At 73.7% G+C, this 21,976-nt stretch carries 23 protein-coding genes and 1 pseudogene; 2 read left to right on the top strand and 22 right to left on the bottom strand.

Going from position 1 to position 21,976, the window contains the following annotated elements:
* Positions 1 to 253, top strand: a pseudogene (locus tag Q7L73_RS18750) (hypothetical protein); the annotation flags it as partial.
* Between the two features lie 118 nt (positions 254 to 371).
* On the opposite strand, the gene Q7L73_RS18745 reads toward Q7L73_RS18750, so the two are convergent.
* From Q7L73_RS18745 to Q7L73_RS18710, 8 genes are read right to left on the bottom strand one after another with little or no spacing between them, the layout of a single operon-like run.
* Positions 372 to 800 carry a VOC family protein gene (locus Q7L73_RS18745; RefSeq protein WP_304693176.1) on the bottom strand — a complete coding sequence of 143 codons (429 nt, stop codon included), beginning with the start codon at positions 798 to 800 and terminating at the stop codon, positions 372 to 374.
* Positions 797 to 2,212, bottom strand: a complete 1,416-nt coding sequence (locus Q7L73_RS18740) for an FAD-binding oxidoreductase (RefSeq protein ID WP_304693178.1) — start codon at positions 2,210 to 2,212, stop codon at positions 797 to 799. The genes Q7L73_RS18745 and Q7L73_RS18740 overlap by 4 nt, the downstream gene beginning before the upstream one ends.
* Entirely contained in the window at positions 2,209 to 3,114 is a 906-nt protein-coding gene (locus tag Q7L73_RS18735; protein WP_304693180.1) for a dihydrodipicolinate synthase family protein, read from the bottom strand. Before Q7L73_RS18735 ends, Q7L73_RS18740 begins: the two co-directional genes overlap by 4 nt.
* The gene (locus Q7L73_RS18730; RefSeq protein WP_304693182.1) at positions 3,107 to 4,168 is read right to left on the bottom strand and encodes an ABC transporter substrate-binding protein; all 1,062 of its coding nucleotides are present in this window, start codon (positions 4,166 to 4,168) and stop codon (positions 3,107 to 3,109) included. Before Q7L73_RS18730 ends, Q7L73_RS18735 begins: the two co-directional genes overlap by 8 nt.
* Positions 4,165 to 5,001, bottom strand: a complete 837-nt coding sequence (locus tag Q7L73_RS18725) for an ABC transporter ATP-binding protein (RefSeq protein ID WP_304693184.1) — start codon at positions 4,999 to 5,001, stop codon at positions 4,165 to 4,167. Before Q7L73_RS18725 ends, Q7L73_RS18730 begins: the two co-directional genes overlap by 4 nt.
* Entirely contained in the window at positions 4,998 to 5,849 is an 852-nt protein-coding gene (locus Q7L73_RS18720; protein WP_304693186.1) for an ABC transporter permease, read from the bottom strand. The genes Q7L73_RS18725 and Q7L73_RS18720 overlap by 4 nt, the downstream gene beginning before the upstream one ends.
* The gene (locus tag Q7L73_RS18715; protein WP_304693188.1) at positions 5,846 to 7,381 is read right to left on the bottom strand and encodes an FAD-dependent oxidoreductase; all 1,536 of its coding nucleotides are present in this window, start codon (positions 7,379 to 7,381) and stop codon (positions 5,846 to 5,848) included. The genes Q7L73_RS18720 and Q7L73_RS18715 overlap by 4 nt, the downstream gene beginning before the upstream one ends.
* On the bottom strand, positions 7,378 to 8,412 hold the full coding sequence (locus Q7L73_RS18710) for an LLM class flavin-dependent oxidoreductase (RefSeq protein ID WP_304693190.1): 1,035 nt from the start codon (positions 8,410 to 8,412) through the stop codon (positions 7,378 to 7,380). The genes Q7L73_RS18715 and Q7L73_RS18710 overlap by 4 nt, the downstream gene beginning before the upstream one ends.
* 109 nt (positions 8,413 to 8,521) lie before the next feature.
* Here Q7L73_RS18710 and Q7L73_RS18705 point away from each other — a divergent pair, with 109 nt between their 5' ends.
* Positions 8,522 to 9,301, top strand: a complete 780-nt coding sequence (locus Q7L73_RS18705; protein WP_304693192.1) for a FadR/GntR family transcriptional regulator — start codon at positions 8,522 to 8,524, stop codon at positions 9,299 to 9,301.
* A gap of 229 nt (positions 9,302 to 9,530) precedes the next feature.
* On the opposite strand, the gene Q7L73_RS18700 is transcribed toward Q7L73_RS18705, so the two are convergent.
* From Q7L73_RS18700 to Q7L73_RS18635, 14 genes are all read right to left on the bottom strand, one after another.
* A complete protein-coding gene (locus tag Q7L73_RS18700; RefSeq protein ID WP_304693195.1) occupies positions 9,531 to 9,836 on the bottom strand; it encodes an AzlD domain-containing protein in 306 nt (101 codons plus the stop codon).
* Positions 9,833 to 10,510, bottom strand: a complete 678-nt coding sequence (locus Q7L73_RS18695) for an AzlC family ABC transporter permease (protein WP_304693197.1) — start codon at positions 10,508 to 10,510, stop codon at positions 9,833 to 9,835. Before Q7L73_RS18695 ends, Q7L73_RS18700 begins: the two co-directional genes overlap by 4 nt.
* 1 nt (position 10,511) lies before the next feature.
* Positions 10,512 to 11,660, bottom strand: a complete 1,149-nt coding sequence (locus tag Q7L73_RS18690) for an LLM class flavin-dependent oxidoreductase (RefSeq protein WP_304693199.1) — start codon at positions 11,658 to 11,660, stop codon at positions 10,512 to 10,514.
* 50 nt (positions 11,661 to 11,710) lie between these two features.
* Positions 11,711 to 12,712, bottom strand: coding sequence for a zinc-binding dehydrogenase (locus Q7L73_RS18685; protein WP_304693201.1), 1,002 nt, complete (start codon positions 12,710 to 12,712; stop codon positions 11,711 to 11,713).
* A gap of 5 nt (positions 12,713 to 12,717) precedes the next feature.
* On the bottom strand, positions 12,718 to 13,167 hold the full coding sequence (locus Q7L73_RS18680; protein ID WP_304693203.1) for a hypothetical protein: 450 nt from the start codon (positions 13,165 to 13,167) through the stop codon (positions 12,718 to 12,720).
* A 14-nt stretch (positions 13,168 to 13,181) separates the two neighbouring features.
* Positions 13,182 to 14,894, bottom strand: a complete 1,713-nt coding sequence (locus Q7L73_RS18675) for a methylmalonyl-CoA mutase family protein (protein WP_304693204.1) — start codon at positions 14,892 to 14,894, stop codon at positions 13,182 to 13,184.
* Positions 14,891 to 15,883, bottom strand: a complete 993-nt coding sequence (gene meaB, locus Q7L73_RS18670) for a methylmalonyl Co-A mutase-associated GTPase MeaB (RefSeq protein ID WP_304693206.1) — start codon at positions 15,881 to 15,883, stop codon at positions 14,891 to 14,893. Before meaB ends, Q7L73_RS18675 begins: the two co-directional genes overlap by 4 nt.
* On the bottom strand, positions 15,880 to 17,292 hold the full coding sequence (locus Q7L73_RS18665) for a phenylacetate--CoA ligase family protein (RefSeq protein ID WP_304693208.1): 1,413 nt from the start codon (positions 17,290 to 17,292) through the stop codon (positions 15,880 to 15,882). The genes meaB and Q7L73_RS18665 overlap by 4 nt, the downstream gene beginning before the upstream one ends.
* Positions 17,292 to 17,729 carry a cobalamin B12-binding domain-containing protein gene (locus Q7L73_RS18660; RefSeq protein ID WP_304693210.1) on the bottom strand — a complete coding sequence of 146 codons (438 nt, stop codon included), beginning with the start codon at positions 17,727 to 17,729 and terminating at the stop codon, positions 17,292 to 17,294. Before Q7L73_RS18660 ends, Q7L73_RS18665 begins: the two co-directional genes overlap by 1 nt.
* Positions 17,730 to 17,821: 92 nt before the next feature.
* Positions 17,822 to 18,931, bottom strand: a complete 1,110-nt coding sequence (gene ribB / locus Q7L73_RS18655) for a 3,4-dihydroxy-2-butanone-4-phosphate synthase (protein WP_304693212.1) — start codon at positions 18,929 to 18,931, stop codon at positions 17,822 to 17,824.
* On the bottom strand, positions 18,928 to 19,551 hold the full coding sequence (locus tag Q7L73_RS18650; RefSeq protein WP_304693214.1) for an NADPH-dependent FMN reductase: 624 nt from the start codon (positions 19,549 to 19,551) through the stop codon (positions 18,928 to 18,930). Before Q7L73_RS18650 ends, ribB begins: the two co-directional genes overlap by 4 nt.
* 187 nt (positions 19,552 to 19,738) lie before the next feature.
* Positions 19,739 to 20,389, bottom strand: a complete 651-nt coding sequence (locus tag Q7L73_RS18645) for a TetR/AcrR family transcriptional regulator (RefSeq protein WP_304693216.1) — start codon at positions 20,387 to 20,389, stop codon at positions 19,739 to 19,741.
* A 42-nt stretch (positions 20,390 to 20,431) separates the two neighbouring features.
* The gene (locus Q7L73_RS18640) at positions 20,432 to 20,680 is read right to left on the bottom strand and encodes a hypothetical protein (protein ID WP_304693218.1); all 249 of its coding nucleotides are present in this window, start codon (positions 20,678 to 20,680) and stop codon (positions 20,432 to 20,434) included.
* Between the two features lie 49 nt (positions 20,681 to 20,729).
* A complete protein-coding gene (locus Q7L73_RS18635) occupies positions 20,730 to 21,962 on the bottom strand; it encodes a Xaa-Pro peptidase family protein (protein ID WP_304693220.1) in 1,233 nt (410 codons plus the stop codon).
* Between the last annotated feature and the right edge of the window lie 14 nt (positions 21,963 to 21,976).

The raw sequence follows: 21,976 nt of genomic DNA, 5'->3' as shown, positions 1-21,976 counted from the left end.
CACCTTCATGCTGGGCCATGTGATCGTGGAGCTCGCAGGCCACGACTTCGCATCTCCCGAGGCACCGGAGGACACAAGGCACCGTCAGGCCATCACCGAGTACGTGCGCGCGCAGATCGACACAGACGGTCTCCCGCACCTCACGCAGGACAACATCAGCGGCATGCTGCAACCCGGCGACCCGGACATCGCCTTCGAGCGAGGGCTCGACTGGCTGCTGGCCGGCGCCGCCGCCGCACTCGAACCGCAGTAGCGCCGAACAATCGTCTCGACCAGCCAAGTCGACGATACCCTGCGCGCGATTCTTCGCTCGGCGGCCGCAGCAATTGCTCGACCCACGGGTCGGTGCGGTTGTGAACACGCACGGCCGGCTACTGCTGCTCGCCGCCCCCCAGCTTCTCTTCGCCGCAGTCGTCGCGGCGCTGCTCGCCGCCGTAGCGGATCACCTGGAGGTCGAAGCCGCGGTCGTCGCTGAGCAGGGCGGTGCGGGCATAGTCGCCGTTGATCGGGTGCGGGGGTCGTCTGGAGCGCCAGCCGCGCGCCACGGCGTCGTCGTGGGCGGCGTCGACGTCGTCGGTGCGGAAGGCGAGGTGGAGGAAGCGAGGGCCTTCGCCATCCGGTGTCTCGATCAGCTCGAGCTTGATCCCATCGGCGTCGGCGAGCATCGCCATCGGCGCCCCGGTCGCCTGCACGGTGCCGGTGTAGAGCAGCCGCATCCCGCACTGCTTGACGAGCTGCCGCACGCGCGCGTCGAGGTCGGGCACGCCGAGCGCGACGTGGTCGAAGCCGCTGATGGTCATGGCCGCACCTCCGCCGAGCGCAGCCGGCCTGGGTTCAGCAGCCCGTGCGGGTCGAGCCGCGCCTTCGCGCGCACGATCGGCGCGACGTCGGCGAACAGGCCGTTGTCCTCGATCACGTTCGTGTGCGAGTTCTGGTAGTGGATCCCGTGCGCGTCGCAGAAGCGCAGCAGCTCGCCGACGCGGTCCTCGTGCTCGCGCGCGCCGCGGATCACGACGACCGACGCCGGCAGCCCCGCCTTCGCCTCGGCGGCGTCGAGGCCGAGCGCCCGCAGCATCCACGGCGAGCGGATGTACTTCATCTCGACGAGCAGCCGCTCACCGAACCGCTCCTTCAGCAGCGCGATGTCCCACAGCGGGTCGGCCGGGTCGAAGTAGAGGTGCGCGAAGGCCGCGTCTCTGAACGCGCGCATCACCCACAGCATGCGGTGGCCGTAGACCATCGCCGCGATCGACGGGCGCTCGTTGCGGCCGAGCCGCCACGGCTGCCACTCGGCGATCGTGCCGCCGTGAGCCGCCGCCAGCGCGCCCACGTCGGCGAGCTGGTCGGCGTCGAGCAGCATCAGCACGCCGGGGCCGGCGCCGGCGAGCTGCGCGAGTTCGCCGAAGGCCGGCATCAGCCCCTCCTCCTGCGCGGTCACGGCCCGTTCGTGCAGCCGCGGGTCGCGCGCGAGCGCGGCGACGAACGCGCAGGCGTCGGCGAACGTCGGAAAGCTGCCGACCGCCTCCACCCACCTGCGCGCCGGCACCGTCCGCAACGTCACCTCACTGATCAGGCCGACGGCGCCGAAGGTGTGCAGCAGCGGCTCGGCCGCCGCCCCCTCCAGCGTGTGGACGACCGGCTGCTGCTCGACGCTGACCGCTCGCAGGCGCACGACGCTGCCGTCCCAGATCGCGCCGTGCGCGCCGCTGCCGAGGCCGACGTGGCCGCCGGCCAGCCACCCGCCGACGGTCGCGCTCGCGTAGGTCGTCACCAGCAGCGGCAGCTCGCGGCCGGCCGTTCGCGCGGTCCGCTCCAGCGCGCCCTGCAGCGTGCCGGCCGAGGCGCGCACGGCGTCGCCCTCCAGCTCGCAGGTACCGTTCAGCCCGCGTGTGTCGAGCACGATCCCGCCGCGCTCCGGCGTGACGAGGCCGAAGCCGCTCGTGCCCGCGCCGCGCGGGGTGATCGGCAGCCGGTGCCGGGCGGCGATCGCCGTCACCTGCAGCAGCTCCTGCTCGTCGCGCGGCCGCACGACCGCCTCCACGCCCATCACCGGCCCGGCCTCCTGCGCCCGCCGGTCGATCTGCTCGCTGAGCACCGGCGAGAGCCACGAGGCGTCCTTCAGCACGCGGGCGATCGCGGTCCGGTCGACGCTGACCGCGTCCCCCAGCACGGCGCGCAGGTCGGCGACGGCGTCGAGATCGGCGGCGCTCATCTGCCGATCGCCTCGTCGGCGAGCCGCAGCGCCTGCGCGATCCGCTCGCGAGCGGCCGCGTCGAGCGGCTGCTGCGGCGCGATCGGGTCGCCGACGGCGTAGCCGCGCAGCTCCAGCGCCGCCTTGATGCAGGCGCCGAGCGGATAGGTGCGGAAGACCTCATTGATCGGCCACAGCTGCCGCTGCAGCGCGAGCGCGTCGTCGAGCCGCCCTGCGCGGAAGCGGCGGTAGAGCTCGACGCTCGCCTCCGGAACGACGCACGCCGGACCGGCCATCCAGCCGACGCCGCCGAGCAGCAGCACGAGCAGCGGGATGTGGCGCGAGGCGCTGAAGACCTCCAGCCGATCGCCGGCGCGGTTGAGCACGCTGAGGATGCGGCCGGTGTCACCGCCAGCGTCCTTCAGGTACTTGATCGTCTCGACCTCAGCCAGCCGCGCGAGCGCGTCGACCGACAGGTCGTCGCCGAGCAGCGCGGGGTTCGTGTAGATCACGAGCGGGAGCGAGACCGCCCGCGCGACCGCCGTGAAGTAGCCGACGACGCCAGCCTCGGAGGTCGCGAACGCCTGCTGGCGCATCACGACCAGGCCGTCGACGCCGAGCGCCTCCAGCTCGGTCGCCTGCGCGACCGCGTCGTGGGTCGAGAAGCCGGCGACCGCCGGCACGACCGCCACGCGCCCGTCGACCGCGCGCACCGTCGCGGCGACGACGTCGCGCCGCTGCCGCGGGGTCAGGTACATCACCTCCCCGGTGCTGCCCAGCGGCGTGACGCCGTCGATGCCGGTCGCGACCAGGTCGTCGACGAGCCGCTCCAGCAGCTCCTGGTCGACGCGCCCGCGCGCGTCGACCGGGGAGACGACGTAGGGGTAGATGCCGTGCGGCAGCGTCGTGCGCGGCTCAGCCATTCGCGTCGAAGACGAAGGCCGACGGATCGACTCTGGTGACGCCGAGCTGCTCGGCCCCGACCGTTCTGGCGACGGCGTCGAACAGCTCCTGGGTCGGCTGGACCAGTCTCTCGTCGTAGGCGGCTCTCAACGAGGCGCGGCCGGAGGCGACGTACGCGCTCAGCAGTCTCGGGTCGGTCACGCCGACTCTCGCCGCCAGCGGCGCCCACACGCTGTCGTCGGTCTCCAGCAGGTCGACCGCCTCGCGGATCGCGGCGGCCAGCTCGGGGACCTTGTCGGGATGCTCGTCGGCCCACTCGTCGGTGACGCTGTAGAGGAGGTAGAACGACTGGTCGTCGAAGCCGCCGCTCTGCAGCAGCTGCGGCAGGTCGGTGAGCTTGCGGTATCTGCCGTCGGTCAGCGGCGCCAGCGCGAGGCTGGAGAACTGCAGCGCCGCGTCGACGGCGCCTCTGTCGAGCAGTCTGTTGATCAGCGGCGGCGCGGCCTCGGTCACCTTCGTGTCGGTCCCGACGTCGAGCCCGTCGGCCTGCTTGCCGGCGGCGCGGACGATCTGGAAGTCGAATATCCCGGCGCCCGGCGTCGCCAGCTTCTTGCCTCTGAGGTCGGCGAAGCTTCTGATCGGAGAGTCGGCCGGGACGACGATCGGGTTGCTGAACGTCTGGAACGCGGTCAGGCCTCTCGCTCTCAGGCCCGCTCTGCGCTGGCGCAGCAGGTCGAGCACGCTGCCGGTCGCGACGTCGGCGCTGCCGCCGCGCAGGGCCGTCCACTGCTGGCCGGTCTGCGAGATCTCGACGACCTCGATCTCGAGGCCGTGTCTGGCGGCGATCCCCTGCTCCTGCAGGATCGTCGGGATGTCGCCCTGGCCGGCGCTGGTGATCGCCGCGATGCGGACCTTCACCGGCTCCGGCGCGGTGGCGGAGCCGCCGCCCGCGCTCGTGGCCGCGGTCGAGCTCGCGTCCCCGTCGGAGTCCGAGCCGCACGCGGCGGCGAAGAGCGCGGCGAGGACGAGGACGCTCGCGACGGCAAGCCGTCGCAGCTGCGCTGCTGTGGTCATGTCGATGCCTTCGTGGTCGTGGTGCCGGCGCCGCCGGCGCCGGGAGCTGGTGGTCGGGTGGGTGGTGTGGTGCCGGTCGCGAGCGCGGGCTCGGCTGCCCGCAGGCAGGCCGCGACCCGGCCGGCGGCCGCGAGGACGCCGGGGGCCTGCTCGTCGCGCGGATGCGGCGCGGCGATCTCGAAGCTGCCGATCACGCGGCCGGGGCGCGTGCCCATCGCGATCACGCGATCGGCGAGGAAGCACGCCTCGGCGATGTTGTGCGTCACGAGCAGGACGGTGCAGCCGCTGCGCGCGGCGAGGTCGGCGACCTCGCCGCGCAGCCGCTGCGCGGTCAGCTCGTCGAGCGCCGAGAACGGCTCGTCCATCAGCAGCAGCGCCGGCTCGACGGCGAGCGCGCGGGCGAGCGCGACGCGCTGCTGCATCCCGCCCGAGAGCTGCAGCGGGAAGCGATCGGCCGCCGCTTCCAGGCCGACGAGCGCGAGGCACTCCTCGGCGCGGGCGCGTGCCGCCGCGCGCGGGACGCCGGTCGCCTCGAGCACGAACGCGACGTTGCGGCGCGCGGTCAGCCAGGGGAAGAGGCGCGGGCGCTGGAACAGATACGCGCGGTGCGCGTCGTGCGGGCGCATCTCGACGCTGCCGTCGTAGCCGGTGTCGAGGCCCGCCGCGATCGTCAGCAGCGTCGACTTGCCGCAGCCGGAGGGGCCGACGATCGCGGTGAAGGAGCCGGCCGGCAGCTCGAGCTCGACGCCGTCGAGGGCGCGCACGGCGTCGCGGCCGTGCCCGAAGCTGCGCCCGACGCCGCGGAAGGCGAGGGCGGCTGCGGCGGCGCTCATCGCGCCTCCTCTCGCTGCCAGCGGAACAGGTGGCGCTCCAGCGGCCGCAGCACGGCCAGCTCGAGCGTCAGCATCAGCAGCACGAACGGCAGCGCGCTGCCGATCACGCGCTGCATGTCCGCGGTGTTGTACCAGTACTGGATCCGATAGCCGACGCCGTCGGAGCGGCCGAGGACCTCGACGAAGATCGTGATCTTCCAGGTCAGCGCGAGCCCGAGCCGGGCGGCGGCGAACATGAACGGCAGCGTCTGCGGCAGCAGCACGCGGCGGACGGTCGTCAACCGGCCCACGCCGAAGGCGCGCGCGACCTCGCCGAGGTCCGGGTCCAGCGCCTTGACGCCCTGCCAGACGCTGAACGTCAGCGTCGGCAGCACGACGAGCGCCGCGCCGATGATCGCGCCGCGATCGCTGAGCCCGATCGCCAGGTAGGTCACGACGATCAGCAGCAGCGACGGGATCGAGGAGAGGATCGTCACCCACGAGCCGAACAGCAGGGCCGCGATGCGAGAGCGGCCGAGCACGATGCCGGCGACGGTGCCGGCGACGAGCGCCAGCAGGAAGGCGCCCGCCATCCGCTTGCCCGTCGCCGCCATGTCGCTCCACAGGTAGCCGTCCTCGACGGCGAAGCGGATCGCGCGGACCGACGTCAGCGGGCCGGGCAGCACGTCGGCGCCGACGCGCCAGGAGACGAGCTGCCAGAGGCCGAGCAGCAGCAGCGTCGAGAGGAGCGCCCAGCCGGCGGTCGCCGCCAGCTGGCGGCGGCTGCGGCGGGCGGGCGGCGGCGGGAGCGGATCGGCGAGCGGGTCGGCGATCGCCGCCGAGCGCTCCTGCGCGGCGACTCCGCTCATGCCGCCACCGCCTGCACGCGCGCCGCCGCGCCGCGACCGGCCGCCGCGCCGCCGGCGAGCGCCTCGGTCAGGTTGCCGCCGAGCAGGTAGCGGTGGCCGAACCAGGAGCCGAGCTCGCCGGCGGCCCACAGGCCCGCGATCGGGCGGCCGTCGCCGTCGAGGACGCGCTGCGCGGCGTCGTGGCGCGGGCCGCCGTGGGTGTTGCTGAGGATCGGCACCGTCCGCAGCGCGTGGAACGGCGCTCTGCGCAGCGGCGCCATCGTGCCGGGCGGGCGGCCGAGCGGATCGGCGCCCGCGTCGACCTGGTCGTTCCAGGCCGCGACGGTCGCGCGCAGCGCCGGCGGGTCGAGGCCGATCCGCTGCGCCAGCTCGTCGAGCGTGGCGGCGACGACGATCGCCCCGCTGCGGATCTCGGCGCTGTTGTCCGCCGACCACTCGTAGCGGTCCTGCGGCCGGCTCCATGCCGGTCTGCCGAGCGGGCCGAGGCGGCGGCCGTCGTCGTCGAACAGCAGCCAGCAGGGAGAGGCCCACGCCTCGCCGCTGGCGTCGTCGATCGCGGCGAGCGCCTTCCAGGGGGTGTCCTGCGGGGCGCGCGGCGCCTCGTTGGTGAAGCGGCGGCCGCGCCGGTCGACGAGGATCCAGCCGACCGGCCGATCGTCCCGGCGCGCGCCGCCGAGGTGGTTGCGGATCGGCACGTCGCGGCCGGGCAGCAGGAAGCCGTAGGAGCCGTGCACGTTGGCGAGATGCCAGAGCGCCGCGCCGGCGCGCGCCGCCAGGCGCAGCCCGTCGCCGCGGTTGCCGCGGTGGCCGATCGCCGCGATCCCGGGCGCCGGCACGTGGTCGGCGAGCGCGGTCGCGTCGAACTCGAAGCCGCCGGTCGCGAGCACCACGCCGCGGCGCGCGCGCACGGCGGCGCGACCGTCCGGTCCGTCGAGCACCACGCCGCCGACGCGCGGCCGGCCGTGCGCGGCGTGCTCGATCAGCAGGTCGACGACGCGGGTGCTGGTCTGCACGCGCACCCCGCGCGCTCGCGCCGCCAGCTCCAGCGCGCGCACGAGCGTGTGGCCGCGCTGCCCGGAGGCGTGCGGATAGCGGTCGAAGCCCGGCAGCGCGTCGATCCCGGTCCAGCCGAGCGCGTCGCGTCCCGTCCAGTCGTGCAGATCGCCGGACTCGAACGGCGCGAGCTCGGCGCCGAAGCGCGCGAAGGCGGTCGCGCCGACCTCGGCGGCCAGCGCCTCCAGCAGCGCCGGCGCCGCGACGAGGTAGCCGGCGAGCGTCCGCACGCCGTCGTCGGGCAGGGTCCCGGCGGAGAGCCGCCGCAGGTACGCGACCGCGCGGTCGAGGTCGTCGGCGGCGCGCAGGTAGCCGCTCGACAGCAGCGACAGCCCGCCGATCTGCGGCCACGCCTCCGCGACTTCGACCTGCGCGCCCGCGTCGCGCGCGGCGACGGCGGCCGACAGGCCGGCCACGCCGGCGCCGACGACCACGACGTCGGTCGCGGTCGGCCGCTCGACCGTTCCCGTCTCGCTCACGCCGCCGCCGTCACGCGCGCCAGCGCCGGCAGCACCGACTCGGCGATCCGCTCGAGCTGCCCGCGCTGGTCTGCGTCCGCGAGCACCAACTGGAAGGAGGTGACGCCCGCCTCGACGTAGCTCGCCAGCCGCTCGGCGCAGGCCTCCGCGGGGCCGCTGATCAGCCAGCGGTCGAGCGTCTGCTCGTCCATCGGCAGCCGGTGGTAGGCCTCCAGGAACTCCTTCGCCCGCTGGCGACCGCCGGCCGCGTCGGCGTCGACGCGCATGCAGCAGTTGAGCCGCCGCTCGAAGCCGGCGTGCTCGACGTCGCGCCCCGCCGCGCGCGCGGCGGCGACGATCTGCTCCCATCCCGCCCGCCACTCCGCCGGCGTCGCCATGCCGGTGATCCAGCCGTCGCCGAGGCGGCCGACGCGGTGCAGCGGGCCGGTGAAGGTGCCGGCCGTCGCCGCGCTGTGCACGTCGTTGGGACCGTGGCCGGCGACGCGCGGCACGTAGCCGCCGGAGGCGATCGAGATCGGCGGCCCGCCGGCCTGCGCGGGGCGGTAGCCGATGTCGAGCCCGTCGAAGCGGTAGACCTCGCCGGCGACCGAGGCGGGGCCGGCCCACAGCCGCCGCAGCGCGGCGATCGCCTCCTCGAAGGCGCGGGCGCGGCGGGCGCGCGTCAGCCCCGCGAGCGCGAGCTCGGCGTCGACCAGCTCGCGCGGCCCGGTGCCGAGCCCGACCCCGAGCGTCGTGCGTCCGCCGCTGATCAGGTCGAGCGTCGCCCACTCCTGCGCGAGCAGCGGCAGCGAGCGCAGGTGCGGCTGCAGGATGCCCGTCGTCAGCGCGATCCGCTCGGTCACCGCGGCGATCGCGGCGAGCGTCGGGATCGGCGACAGGCGCGGCTTGGCGAGCACGCTGTCGCCGACGGCGACGAAGGCGAAGCCTGCCTGCTCCGCCTCGCGCGCCACCCGCGGCAGCGCGGCCGCGTCAGCGTCTTCGCCGAGGAAGACGACCGCGCGGTTGTTGATGTAGATGCCAACCCGAGTCATGCCCTATCCGATCTATCATGGTCATGATGCGATCAAGTCGACAATGTCTATCAGATAAGTCGGGTTTGCCGGCGACCGGTACCATCGCCCGCTCCATGGAGCAGCTTCGATGAGTGCGCCGGCACATCCGCTCCGCTCGACGCGGATCGCCGAGCTGGTCGCCGGCGCGATGCGCGACCGCATCCTCAGCGGCGAGCTGGTCGACGGCGAGCGGCTGCCCAAGGAGGACGAGCTGCGCGCCGAGTTCGGCGTCGGCCGGCCCGCCATGCGCGAGGCGATGCGCATCCTCGAGGCCGAAGGGCTGCTGACCGTGCTGCGCGGCAACCGCGGCGGAGCGCTCGTGCGCACGCCGCGCGCGGAGAACCTCGCCTACACGCTCGGCCTGCTGCTGTCCGCGCGCAAGATCCGCACGCGCGACGTCGGGCATGCGATGCGCGAGCTGGAACCGGCCTGCGCGGCGCTGTGCGCGCTGCGCGCCGACCGCGAGCGCACTGTCGTGCCCGCGCTGCTGGCCGTGCAGGAGCGCAGCATCGCCGCCGCGCAAGACAGCGCCGCGGTCACCGCCTGCTTCCGCGATTTCCACGAGCAGCTCGTCGCCGGCTGCGGCAACGAGACGATGATCGCGCTCGTCGGCGCGCTCGAGCGGCTGTGGTCCAGCCACGTGCGCACCAACGCCACGCGCGCCGTCCAGCAGGGCAAGCCGCGGCCGCCCGAGGAGATCCGGCAGTCGCTCGCCGACCACCAGCAGATCCTCGACTGCATCCGCGACGGCGACGCCGACGGCGTCCGCGCCGCCGTCACCCGGCACGTCGCACGCGTCCAGACCCAGCCGCGCCCCTATGGGGCCAACGTCGCGATCGACCTCGCGACGCTGCGCGCGGGTCTCTGACCGGCTATGCGCCGGCGAGCAGGATCGGGCGCACCGCGGCAGCGCCCACCTGCCCCACCCCCTGCCCCACCCCGGCTCGGGGTCCGCTGACGGCGCGCCGGACCTCGTCGGCCGCCCACACCACCGACTCCGCGATCCCAGACCCCATGAACCGGCGCCGACCACGGCCACCGTGCCAATCCCAGCTGCCGTCATGCCGTTCCCTTCGATGTTCCGTGCGTCGTCTCCATCAGATCGCGCGCAGCAGCGCCGCGGTGCCGGCCGCCAGCAGCACCGCGGTGACCATGCGGGCGCCGAGCAGCGTCGCCGCCGCGGCGACGACCAGCCCGGCCGCGCGCGCGTCGACCGCCAGTGCGCCGTCGCGGTCGAAGGCGCCGGTGACCACGAGCGCCGTCAGCAGCGCCGCGGGCAGCGCCGCCAGCGCCGCGCTCAGCGGTCTCGGCAGCCGGCGCCCGCCGAGCGCGACCGGCCCGGCGGCGCGGATCGCGAAGGTCGCCAGCGCCAGCGTGGCGATCGCGGCGACGGTCGCGCTCACGTCCGCCACGCCGTCAGCAGCACGACCGAGCAGCCCGCGATCACCGGCACGCCCGGCGGGGCGAGCGGGATCAGCGCCAGCGCGACCGCGGCGGCCGCGACGGCGGTGAGGCGCGCCCGCGGCCGGCGCAGCTCGCGCAGCAGCAGCACCAGGAAGAAGGCCGGGAACAGCGCGTCGACGCCGTAGCGGCCGGAGTCACCCAGGCGCGGCCCCGCGACCACGCCGGCGACCGTGCCGAGCTGCCAGCCGAGCCACTGCGGCGCCGCGGCGCCCAGCAGCCGCCAGCCGTCGTAGCCGCCGCCGGGCAGCCGCGCGGTGCTCAGCGACACGTCGACGATCCCCTGGCCGACGACCGCCCGCCACCACGCCCGTCCCTGCAGCGACGGGCCGACCGCGATCCCGATCGGCAGGAAGCGGAGGTTCACGAGCAGGCCGGCGGCGACCGCCGCGACGACGCCGCCGCCAGCGCTCAGCACCCCGAGCACGGCGATCTGCGCCGCCCCGGAGAAGGTCAGCAGCGACATCGCGATCGGCGTCGCCGGGGCCCATCCGCGGGTGACCGCCTCGATCCCGAACGACAGTCCGATCAAAAGCATCGGCAGCGCCAGCGGCGCGCCCGCGCGGATGCCGCCGCGCAGCTCCTCGCGCGCAGCCGGCGCCGCCGATGGCGTCATCTCAGGCGCTCGTCCCGGCCGCGAAGGCGACCGGCTCCTCCAGCGGGATCTCCTGGATCGCGGGCAGCACCTCGCGCGCGAACAGCTCGAGGCTGGCGACCGACTCCGCGTGCGGCATGTCGCCGTAGCGGCCGGTCAGCATGAACTCCTCCGGGTGGAAGGCGTCACACAGCCTGCGCAGCTTCTCGATGCACTGGTCGGGCGTGCCCCAGATCGAGTTGGCGATCCACGCCTCGTCCATCGCCGAGCGCGGCACCGACGCGGTGTCCTTGTAGTGCTCGTAGCCCTTCAGTCTCTCGAAGTGGCTGCCGCTCAGCTCGTAGTTGCGCGAGGCCGAGTCGACGTACTGCGGGACGTAGCGGTTGGCGGCCGCCTCGGCCTTCGCCGCGTCCTCGTGGCAGTACATGTGCAGGTGCAGCCGCGGCCGCGCCGGCTCGTAGCCGGCCTCGCTGCGCGCCGACGCGAACGCGACGAGCTCGTCGTGGTAGTCGGCCAGCGCCTTCTGCGGGATGATCAGCGGCCGCAGGCCAAGCCCCGCCCCGACCGGCGCCGAGCTCGGGCTGCCCCACGAGAAGCAGAGCGAGTCGATCAGCGCCTGCGGGTCGCGCGGCCGTGGGCGCATCGTCGTGTTCTCGTAGCGGAAGTGCTCGCCCTCGTAGGAGAACTTCTCCTCGCTGAGCGCGAGCTTGATCACCTCGACGCTCTCCTTGAACATCCCGCGCGACTCATTCTGGTCGACGTTGAGCGCCTTGAACTCGCGCCGCCCGAGGCCGCGGCCGACGCCGATCAGCGGCGTGCGGTCTCTGAGCACGAACTGCAGCATCGTCATCTCCTCCGCGACGCGCAGCGGGTCGTGCCACGGGAGGATCACCACCATCGTGCCGACGTCGATCCGTCTCGTCGCGCCCGCGACGTACGTGAGCGCCTGGATCGGGTTGGTGACCATCGTGTACGGGCTCACGTGATGCTCGACCGTCCACAGCGAGTCGAAGCCGAGCTCCTCGATCATCGCGACCGTCTCGAGCTCCTCCGCCCAGATCTGCGCGTCGGTGTTGGGCTCCAGCGGCGGCACCTGCTCGCCGCGTTCGAGTGCGTTGAAGCGATCCCAGTCCGCGTAGTTCTGGATGTAGAGCGAAAGGCCAACCTTCATCGTCCTGCTCCTCCTGTCGTCGTCGAGCGCGGCAGCGCCCGGCGCGTGGTTCACGGTCGCAGCAGCACCTTCAGCTGCTGCGTCCCGCCGCTGCGCAGCTCGGCGACGCGCCGCGGCGCCTCCTCGAGCCCGGCAACGGCGGTGATGATCTCGTCGCAGGGAATCCGCCCCGCGGCGATGTGTTCGAGCGCTTCCGTGAAGTCGGTGGTCGAGTAGGCGAGCGACCCCTTGATCGTCAGCTCGCCGAGCGCCAGCGCGAGCACGTCGACCGCGACCGGCCCGTCGGGGATCCCGACGACGACCAGCCGTCCGGCGGCCGGCAGCAGCCTCACCGCCAGCGGCGTGCCGCTGGGGTGGCCGCTGCAGTCGATCGCGATCCTCGCCGGCTCGCCGCCGAACAGCTCCGCACCCTCGGCCTCGGCCTGCTCCGGGGTCGCGACCGCCGCGCCGAGCGCCGCCGCCTTCGCGCGCCGCTCGTCGTTGGGCTCGACGACGACGACGCGCTCGATCCCGCGGGCTCTCAGGCTGACCGCGGTCAGCGCGCCGATCGGGCCGGCGCCGATCACCCAGACGCCGGACCGCGCGTCGGGCTCGGCGAGCGCGATGCCGTGGATCGCGACCGCGAGCGGCTCGGCGAGCGCGCCGTGCTCGTCGCTGACCCCCGGCGGCAGCCGGTGCAGCATCGCCGTCGGCACGGCGACCGTCTGCGCGTAGGCGCCGGGGCGGCCGAGCCCCGGCCCGCGCGACAGCCCGCGCTCGCAGAGGTGCGGCTGGCCGACGCCGCAGGCGTAGCACTCGCCGCACGCCGCCAGCGGCCGGATCGCGACGCGGTCGCCCGCGGCGAACTCCTCGGCGCCGTGCCCCAGCTCGGTCACGGTGCCGGTGAACTCGTGGCCGAGCACCAGCCCGACCGGCGGGGTCGGCGAGGCGAGCATGTGCAGGTCCGATCCGCAGATGCCGCAGCAGCCGACCGTGACGCGCACCTCGCCGTCGGCCAGCGGCGGCTCCGGCGCGTCGATCAGTTCGAGGCCGCCGCCCGCGGTGACCGTCACGGCCCTCATCGGACCGGCTCCGCGGCGGCACCGCCGACGGCCGGCAGCGCGTCGGCGTGGGCCAGCTCCGCGCCGGCGCGCACGTAGGTGCGATCGGCGTCGTCCTTGAGATAGAGCCGCACGTTGAGGCCCGCCCCGTCGACGGTCCGCTTCATCACGCGCAGCTCCAGCCTCAGCTCGCGCGGCGCGTCGAGCGGGCGCCGGAAGACGATGTCGTGGAACCGCCGCACCTCCCACGCGGAGTCGGCCAGCCGCGCCAGTGCGCCGCACAGTTCGTCCAGCAGGCGCGCCGCGTCGACGATCCGAATACGGCCGAGCGCCGCCCCTGCCGGCGCATCGACCACGGCCTCGCCCCACACCGGGGTCAGCGCCCCGCTGGCGCGCTGCCCGACCTCCGCCGCCGCGACGCCGCCCGCGAAGAACTGCTCCAGCGACAGCGGCCGTTGCACCTGCATCGCCGCGCCCTCCATCAGAAGACGGGGGTCTCGGTGTAGCGGCCGAAGAGCTGCTCGAGCGTGGTGACGATCTCACCCATCGAGGCGTGCGCTCTGACCGCCTCGATCGTCGCCGGCATCAGGTTCGCGTCGGGATCGCTCGCGACCCGCGCGAGCTCCTCCAGCGCCGCGGTCACGCGCGCGTCGTCGCGCGTGCGCTTGATCTCCTTCAGCCGCTCGATCTTGCGCCGCTCGCTGGTCGGGTCGATTCTGTGGACCTCGATCTCCTGCTCTTCGCCCTGGTCGACGAATCTGTTGACGCCGACGACGGTCCGCTCCGCGCTCGCCTTGCGCTGCGCGAACTCGTAGGCGAAGTCGGCGATCTCGCGCTGGAAGTAGTTCTGCTCGATCGCCGGGAGCGTGCCGCCGATCTCCTCGATCTTGTCGAGGTAGTCGTTGATCGCCTGCTCGAAGTCGCGCGTCAGCGCCTCGACGTAGTAGGAGCCGCCGAGCGGGTCGATCACCTGCGTGACGTTGGTCTCCTCGGCGATGATCTGCTGCGTGCGCAGCGCGACCTTCATCGCCAGCTCCGACGGGATCGCGTATGCCTCGTCGAGGCCGTTGGTGTGCAGCGACTGCGTGCCGCCGAGCACGGCCGCCAGCGCCTGGATCGCGGTGCGCACGATGTTGTTGAGCGGCTGCGGCTTGGTCAGCGTCGCCGCGGCGGTCTGCGTGTGGAACCGCATCCGCATCGACTCCGGGTTTCTGGCGCCGAACTCCTCCTTCATCATGCGCGCGTAACAGCGCCGCAGCGCGCGGAACTTCGCGACCTCCTCGAAGAAGTCGGCCTGGCAGACGAAGAAGAACGACAGCCGCGGCGCGAAGGCGTCGACGTCGAGGCCGGTCGCCGTGACGCGGCGCACGTACTCGCGCGTGGTGGCGATCGTGAAGGCCGCCTCCTGGATCGCGCTCGAGCCGGCCTCCGAGATGTGGTACCCGCTGATGTTGATCGGGTTGTAGCGGGCCATCCGCCCCGCCGTGTACGTGATCGTGTCGCGCACGATCCGCATGCTCGGCTCAGGCGGGTAGATCCACTCCTTCTGCGCGATGTACTCCTTCAGGATGTCGTTCTGGATCGTGCCCGACAGCTTGTTCAGGTCCAGCCCGCGCTGCTCGGCGACCGCGATGTACATCGCCAGCAGGATCCACGCCGACGGGTTGATCGTCATCGAGACCGAGATCTGCTCCAGGTCGATGCCGGCGAACAGTCTGTCCATGTCCTCCAGCACGTCGATCGCGACGCCCTCGCGGCCGACCTCGCCGACGCTCTTGGGGTCGTCGGAGTCGAAACCCATCAGCGTCGGCATGTCGAAGTCGACCGACAGCCCGGTCTGCCCCTGCGCGATCAGGTACTGGAAGCGCTCGTTGGTCTCGTCGGGCGTGCCGAAGCCGGCGATCTGGCGCATCGTCCACGGGCGTGCGCGGTACATCGTCGGGTACGGGCCGCGCGTGAACGGGTACTGGCCCGGCAGGCCGATCTCCTCGTAGGGGATGTCGGCGACGTCGGCGGCGGTGTAGACGCGCTTGACGGGTCGGCGGGAACCGCTGAGGTACTGCTCGCGGCTCTCCCCGCGGCGTGCGAGCGAGGCGGCGAGCTCCTGCTCCTCCCACGCGGTCAGCTCGGCCTCAACGTGCTCGCGCACCGTCTCCTCGATCAGTCTCGTCAAGGCCTGGGTGCTCTCGCTCATGCGCTCTTCTCCAGCTGCAGGTCGGTGATGGGTTCGTTGTCGACCAGCGCCCGCGCGGCCGCGTGGGGGTCCAGCCGGCGCGCCGCGACGGCGGCGACGACGCGCTCGACCAGCGGCGTCGCCGACGGGTCGGCGAGCCGCGCGAGCACGAGGTCCTTGGCGATCGAATGGATCCGCGCCGCCGCCATCGCCCGCTCGCGCCGCTCGCCCTCGCCGGACCCGGCCATCCAAGCGCGGTGCTCGGCGAGCGTGTCGGCCAGCTTCGGCACGCCGCTGCTGTCGGCGGCGGAGGTCGACAGCACCGGCACCGGCCAGCCGCCCGGTCCGGGCGGGCCGGCGAGCGTCAGCATCGACAGCAGCTCCGCGACGGTCTTGCCGGCGTCGGGGCGGTCGGCCTTGTTGACGACGTGGAGGTCGGCGATCTCCATCAGGCCGGCCTTGATCGCCTGGACGTCGTCGCCGAGCCCGGGGACCGAGACGACGACGACCGTCTGCGCGATGCGCATGATCTCCACCTCGGCCTGGCCGACGCCGACCGTCTCGACGACGACGACGTCCCAGCCGGCCGCGTCGAGCACGCCGACGGCGTCGACGGTCGCCGCCGAGACGCCGCCGAGCGAGCCGCGGCTCGACATCGAGCGGACGAAGATCCCAGGGTCCAGCGCGTGGTCCTGCATGCGGATCCGGTCGCCCAGGATCGCGCCGCCGGAGATCGCGCTCGACGGGTCGACCGCGACGATCGCGACGGTCAGCCCGCGGTCGCGCAGCTCGCGCGCGAGCACGCTGACGAGCGTGCTCTTGCCGCTGCCAGGGGCGCCGGTGACGCCGACCACGTGCGCGTTGCCGCCGGCCCTGTGCAGCGCCTCGAGCACCGCGCCGCTGCCGACGCGCCGGCCCTCCAACGCGGAGATCAGCTGGCTGGTGGCGGCCATGTCGCGCTCGACCGCGCGGTCGAGCAGGTCGGCGAGCCGCTCGTCAGTCGTGCTCATGGCGCCCCGATGACCTCGCGGAAGAGGTCGCGCTCGTCGATCACGCGGCGCGCCTTGAACTCGAACCGCTCGAAGCTGTTCTGCGGCATCGCGACGACCTGCGCGCTGACGCCGAGCGCCGTGCGCAGCGCGTCCTGGGCGGCGAGCCGGAACGCCTCGACGGCGTCGGCGCCGCTCAGCGCCCTGGCGTCGTACTCGACCTGCACCGCGAGCGTGTCCATCGTCTCCTCGCGCGCGACGATGATGCGGTGCTCGCCGCCGTAGCCGGGCAGGCCGGCGACGATCTCCGAGATCGTGCTCGGGTAGACGTTCTCGCCGCGGATCGTGAACTGGTCGTCGATGCGGCCGTAGATGCCGCGCGGGAGGATCGGGTACGTGCGCCCGCATGGGCTCGGGCCGGCCTCCCAGCGCGTCAGGTCGCCGGAGAGCAGCCGGATCATCGGCTGGCTGGTGCGCTCCAGGTGCGTGTAGACGGGCGTCCCCTCGCCGCCGTACGGCACCGTCGCATGCGTCGCCGGGTCGACGACCTGGGTGAAGACGACGTCCTGCCAGCAGAGCATCCCGGCCTGCGCCGAGCTCTCACCGAGGCTCATCCACGGCGTCATCTCCGCCATCGACCCGGAGTCGAAGACCTTGCCGCCGTAGGCGCGCTCTATCTGCTGGCGGATGCCTGGGATCGCGGCGCCGGGCTCACCCGAGAAGAAGAGGATCCGCACGCCGAACTCGCGCGGGTCGACGCCGTTCTCGACCGCCACCTCCGCCAGCCGCAGCGCGTACGACGGCGTGCCGTAGAAGACGCTCGGCTTCATCTGCTGCATCCAGTTGACGGCGCGCAGCGTCTGGCCGGCGACGCCGGCGCCGAACGGGAAGGCCGCGGCGCCGAGCCGCTCGGCGCCGAGCAGCGCCGCCCACGACCCCATGTAGAGGCTGAAGACCGAGCCGACGAAGACGGTGTCGGTCGGCCGGATCCCCATCGACCACATCACGCGCGCGTGCGCGTTGGCGATCGTCGCCCAGTCGTCGCGGCCGATCCCGAAGGCGGTCGGCCGCCCGGTCGTGCCCGAGGTGCCGTGCACGCGCACGACGTCCTGCTGCGGGATGCAGAGGTAGTCGCCGAACGGCGGGTGGGCGGCCTGCGCGGCGCGCAGCTCCTCTTTGGTGACGACCGGCACCTGCTCGAAGTCGGCGAGCGTGCGGATCTCCTCGACCTCTACCCCCGCGCCGTCCCACTTGCGGCGGTAGAAGGGCGCGTGGTCGTAGGCGTAGCGCATCACCTCGCGCAGCCGCACCACGATCGCGGCCTCGCGCTCCTGCGGGTCCATCGTCTCGCGCACCGGGAACCAGTGCTCCTGCCCGACCGGCGGCAGATAGGCGGCGTCGTAGCGCGCAGGCCAGCTCCACTGCTCCATCAGACCCGCGCTCCTCGCTTGGCGACGAGCCCGCGCACGAGCACGGCGGCGTCGTCCGGCGGCGTGTCCTGCCCGAGGATCGCCGCCACCCCCATCGCCAGCAGCGCATCCACGTCCTCGTCGGGCATCACGCCGCCGCCGATCAGGATGAAGCGCTCGAACACGCCCGCCTCCTTGAGCAGGTCGATCACCTGCGGGAAGAGCGTCATGTGCGCGCCGGAGAGCAGGCTGATGCCGACCACGTCGACGTCCTCCTGGATCGCCGTCGCGACGATCTCCTGCGGCGTCCGGTGCAGACCGGTGTAGACGACCTCCATGCCCGCGTCGCGAAGGGCCCGCGCGACGACCTTGACGCCGCGATCGTGGCCGTCGAGACCGGCCTTCGCCATCAACACGCGAATCGGGCCGGCCTCGACCGCTGTGAGCTGTTCTCTCATTCGTTTCCGCCTGTCGTGAATACGGTCACCGGCCACATCGCAATGGCCTTATCTCTCAATGGTCTGACCTTGAAGTGCATAGGCCAAGTCCGTCAACTCGCGACGGCCAACGGATGACTCGTCGACACCGCGACCCTCGCGCCCGCGCTGGCGAGCCCGGCCGCCGCCCGCTCGCCGGACGCGACCAGCGCCTCTGCCCCCAGCTCGCGCGCGATCGCGACGGCGACGCGCCAGCGATCGGCCCCCGGCGGCGGGCTCGCGCCCGCGCGGCCGCAGGTCGGCCGGACTGCGGAGGGCTCGCGCACGTAGACGAGCACGCCGCAGCCATGCGCGGCGATCGCGTCCAGCGCGAGCTGCAGGCGCGCCCGGCAGCCGCAGCTGCCGGCATGCAGGACCTCGCTCGCGAAGCAGGCATCGTGCACCTCCACCGGCATCGCGCCCGCGCGCGGGTCGCCCAGCACCAGCGCGACGTGCTCGACACCCGAGCGGAGGTCGCGGAAGCCGACGACGTCGAAGCGCCCCTGCGCCAGCGGCAGCGCGGACTCGGCGACGCGCTCGACGAGCGCGCGGCGCTGCTCGCGGTAGGTGATCAGGTCGGCGATCGAGGCGAGCGGGAGGCGATGCCGGTCGGCGAACCGGCGCAGCTCCGGCAGGCGCGCCATCTCGCCGTCGTCGGAGGCGATCTCGCAGATCACGCCGGCGGGCGCGCAGCCGGCGAGCCGCGCGATGTCGACCGCGGCCTCGGTGTGGCCGGCGCGCTCGAGCACGCCGCCCGGCCGCGCCGCCAGCGGGAAGACCTGCCCGGACGGGCCGACGTCGGCGGCGGTGGTGCGCTGGTCGGCCAGCGCGCGGATCGTCGCCGCCCTGTCGTGCGCGGAGCTGGCACGGCCGGTGCCCGCGAGCGCGACGCCGACGTGGAAGGCGGTGCCGAGCCGCTCGCCGTTGACACGCGCCATCGGCGCCAGGCACAGCTCGCGCAGCCGCTCGCGCTCCAGCGGCACGCACACGAGCCCCCGCGCCTCGCGCGTCATGAAGGCGATCGCCTCCGGCGTCACGTGCTCGGCGGCCATCAGCAGATCGCCCTCGTTCTCGCGCCCGGGATCGTCGACGAGCACCGCCATCCCTCCGCCGGCGACCGCCGCGATCGCCGCCTCGACAGGGTCGAGCGAGAGCACGCCGAGGTCGGCCGCGGCGGCGCTCATGCGACCCGCCCGGCGGCCCGCTGGACGTGCGCGAAGTCGACCACCTGGCCGGCGAGCAGCCGCGCCTGCGTGGCGAACCCCGCGTCGGCGATCGCGCCCTGCTCGTCGAAGACTCTGGCGGTCGAGTTGAGCGCGACGCCGAGCGGCGTCGGCCATCCGCGCAGCGCATGCACGACCGAGCGCAGCGCGACCAGCGTCGTCGTCGTCGCCTGCCAGCCGTAGGCGCAGGCGACGCAGCCGACCGCGCGGCCGTGGAGGTAGGGACGCTCGTCCTCGCGCAGGTCCTCGATGTAGTCGAGCGCGTTCTTGACCAGTCCGGAGAGGCCGCCGTGATAGCCCGGCGAGGCGATCACGAGGCCGTCGGCGCGCCGCACCGCCTCGACGAACTCCAGCGCCGCCGCCGGCCGCTCGCCGCGCTCGGGCGCGTACATCGGGAACTCGATCCGCTCGGCGGCGAACATCTCCGTGCGCGCGCCGGCGAGCTCGGCCTCGCGCAGCACCGCGCGCACGGCGCGCTCGCTCGACGAGTCGGCGCGGGTCGTCCCGCCGATCCCGACGACGAGCGGGCGCGCATCGGCGCGTGCGGAACCGACAGCACCAACAGGGCTGGCTGCGATCATCTGCTGACACTCCTCCTGGCGACGGCCGGCGGTCACCGGCCCGCCCCTCTCAACTCGGCTCTCTCAGACCGGGCTTAAGACGAACAGCGTGTTCAGGCTAACACTGCGGCATGGCGCGCGTCAACGTCGATCTTACGTTTGGTCTGACCTCACCATCAAATCAGCACGATCGCCGCAGCCGCGGCGATCACGGGCCGGCGGGCGGCGACGGCGGCTGCTCGTCGTTACTGAGGACAGACCACCAGAACTCGACCAGCACGTCGATCGCGTGAACGCGGTTGAGCGAGCCCGACCAGATCATCGTGTAGAAGGTCCGCTCGGTCATCATCTGCAGCAGCACCGAGCGCACCCGCGCCCGCTCGCGCGAGGCGCCTTGGAAGCGCTGCAGGTAATTGGTCATCAGCTCGGTCAGGCGCTCCTCGACCGCGAGGCTGCGACGGTACAGGTCGGGATCGGCTGCCGCCGCCTGCCACGCGGCCCGCAGCAGCACGGCGTGGCGCTCCCACTCGTCGGCCCAGCCGTCCAGCCACCGGTGCAGCAACTCGGGAGTCAGCCCGCCGGGCTGGCTGAGGCTGCGATTGAGCACCTCGTAGGAGGCGTCCACGATCGGGTCGAGCTCGGAGAGCGCGCTCGTCAGCAGCTGCGCCTTACCGTTGAAGTGGGCGTAGAAGGTCGCGCGTCCCGCGCCGGTCTCCGACAGGATGTCCTCGACCGTGGTGCGGTCGTACCCCTTGCGCGCGAAGCACGCCAGGCCGCCCTCGACCAGCCGTCTGCGCGTCGCCTCCCGCTGCTGCTCCCGGCCTCTGCGGGTCCGCTGCCTGGCTGCTCTGTCGGTCACGGACCGCCCGATTCTAGTCCACCGCCGCGCACCGGGCGCGGCTCACTCCAGCAGCGGCGCCAGGCAGGGACCGCACAGCCCGCCATGCCGTTCGCCGCCGTCGGCGTCGCGCACGACGAAGCAGACGTCCTCGGCGCGCGCGCCGCAGCGGTCGCAGACGGCTCCGCCGATCGGCGGGTAGAGCGCCAGGTGGCGTCCCTCCCCCAGCCCGCAGACGATCTCCTCGTCGCGGTGCGAGCGCACCGTCCCGCCGGCGCCGGCGCGGCGCAGCGGCTCAGCTCTGTTCAGCATCTCGTCCTCCGACGTTCGCACGTACACCGCGCCGCGACCGGGCGCGACCTCATGACAGCTCTCCGCGCAGGCCACCGGCGCCGTCGAGCACGAAGACCACCCGCGGCATCGCCGACAGCAGCTCGCAGCCGTCGGCGCGCACGACGACGTCGTCCTCAAGGTTGACGGCGCCGAACCCTGGCGAGATCAGCTTCGGCTCGATCGCCAGCACCATCCCCTCCGCCAGGACGGTCTGCTCGCGCGGCCCGAGCACCGGCGGCTCGTCCAGCTCGAGGCCGATCCCGTGCCCGACGTACGGCCCCTGTTCGCCGCCGTGACCCTGGAAGACGTCGGCGACGCCGAGCCGCTCGGCGGCCGCGACCCCGACCGCGTGCAGATCGCTCGCGCGCAGCCCCGGCCGCACGGCGGCCAGCAGCGCGTCCTCGATCGCGCGCACGTGCCCCGCCAACTCGACGACGCGCTCGGACGGCTCGCCGACGACGTAGGTGCGGGCCATGTCGGCGTGGTAGCCGTCCAGGTTGATGCCGAGGTCGACGTTGACCAGGTCGCCGGCGGCGATCGCGCGAGCCGAGGCGCCGAACGGCGTCGCGCGCGAGAGCCCGACCCCGGAGACGGTGATCGGACCGCCCGACATCGTCGCGAGGTTGGGCCCGGAGGCGATCGCGCCCTCGGGCTGCAGCGCCGCGTCCCAGCGCCGCTGGGCGACGATGCCGGCGTGCCCGGCGCGCCGCAGCGTCCGCTCGGCCTCGGCCGCCAGCTCCAGCTCCGAGCGGCCCGGCCGCAGGTGCGCGACGAGCGTCTCGTGGAGGCGCTCGAAGCAGGCGGCGGCGCGGCGCAGACGCGCGACCTCGAACGGGTCCTTGACGGCGCGCTGGGCGAGCAGCAGCGGCGCGCAGTCCTCGATCGCGAAGCGCGGGAAGGCCGCCAGCGCCCGCCGGTAGAGCGCCGCCGGCACGACGTCGAGCTCGAACCCGAGCCGGCCGCGCTCGACGCCGGCGCGGCGCAGCTCACGCTCGACCGCGGAGAAGCTCGCGCCGGAGCGCACCTCCAGCTGCGGCGCCTGCGCGCGCGTCAGCTCGGCGAAGCGGCGGGCGAGCAGGACCGGCCGCTGACCGGGTACGACGACGAGGTTGCTCGGCTGGGCGGCGCCGGTCAGGTAGTAGAGGTCCTGCGGCTGGGAGACGATCGCGGCGTCGAAGCCGGCCGCGCCCAGGGCGTCCCCGAACGCGCGCAGCCGTGCCGCGTGATCGGGAGCGTCCCGAGACGATTCCCGAGTGGCCAACTTCTCTCTAGGCC

Source organism: Conexibacter sp. CPCC 205762 (assembly GCF_030646155.1).
In the GTDB taxonomy this organism is placed as follows: domain Bacteria; phylum Actinomycetota; class Thermoleophilia; order Solirubrobacterales; family Solirubrobacteraceae; genus Conexibacter.
Note: the sequence above shows the minus strand (reverse complement) of the source record. Positions and strands in the feature narration are given on the sequence as shown.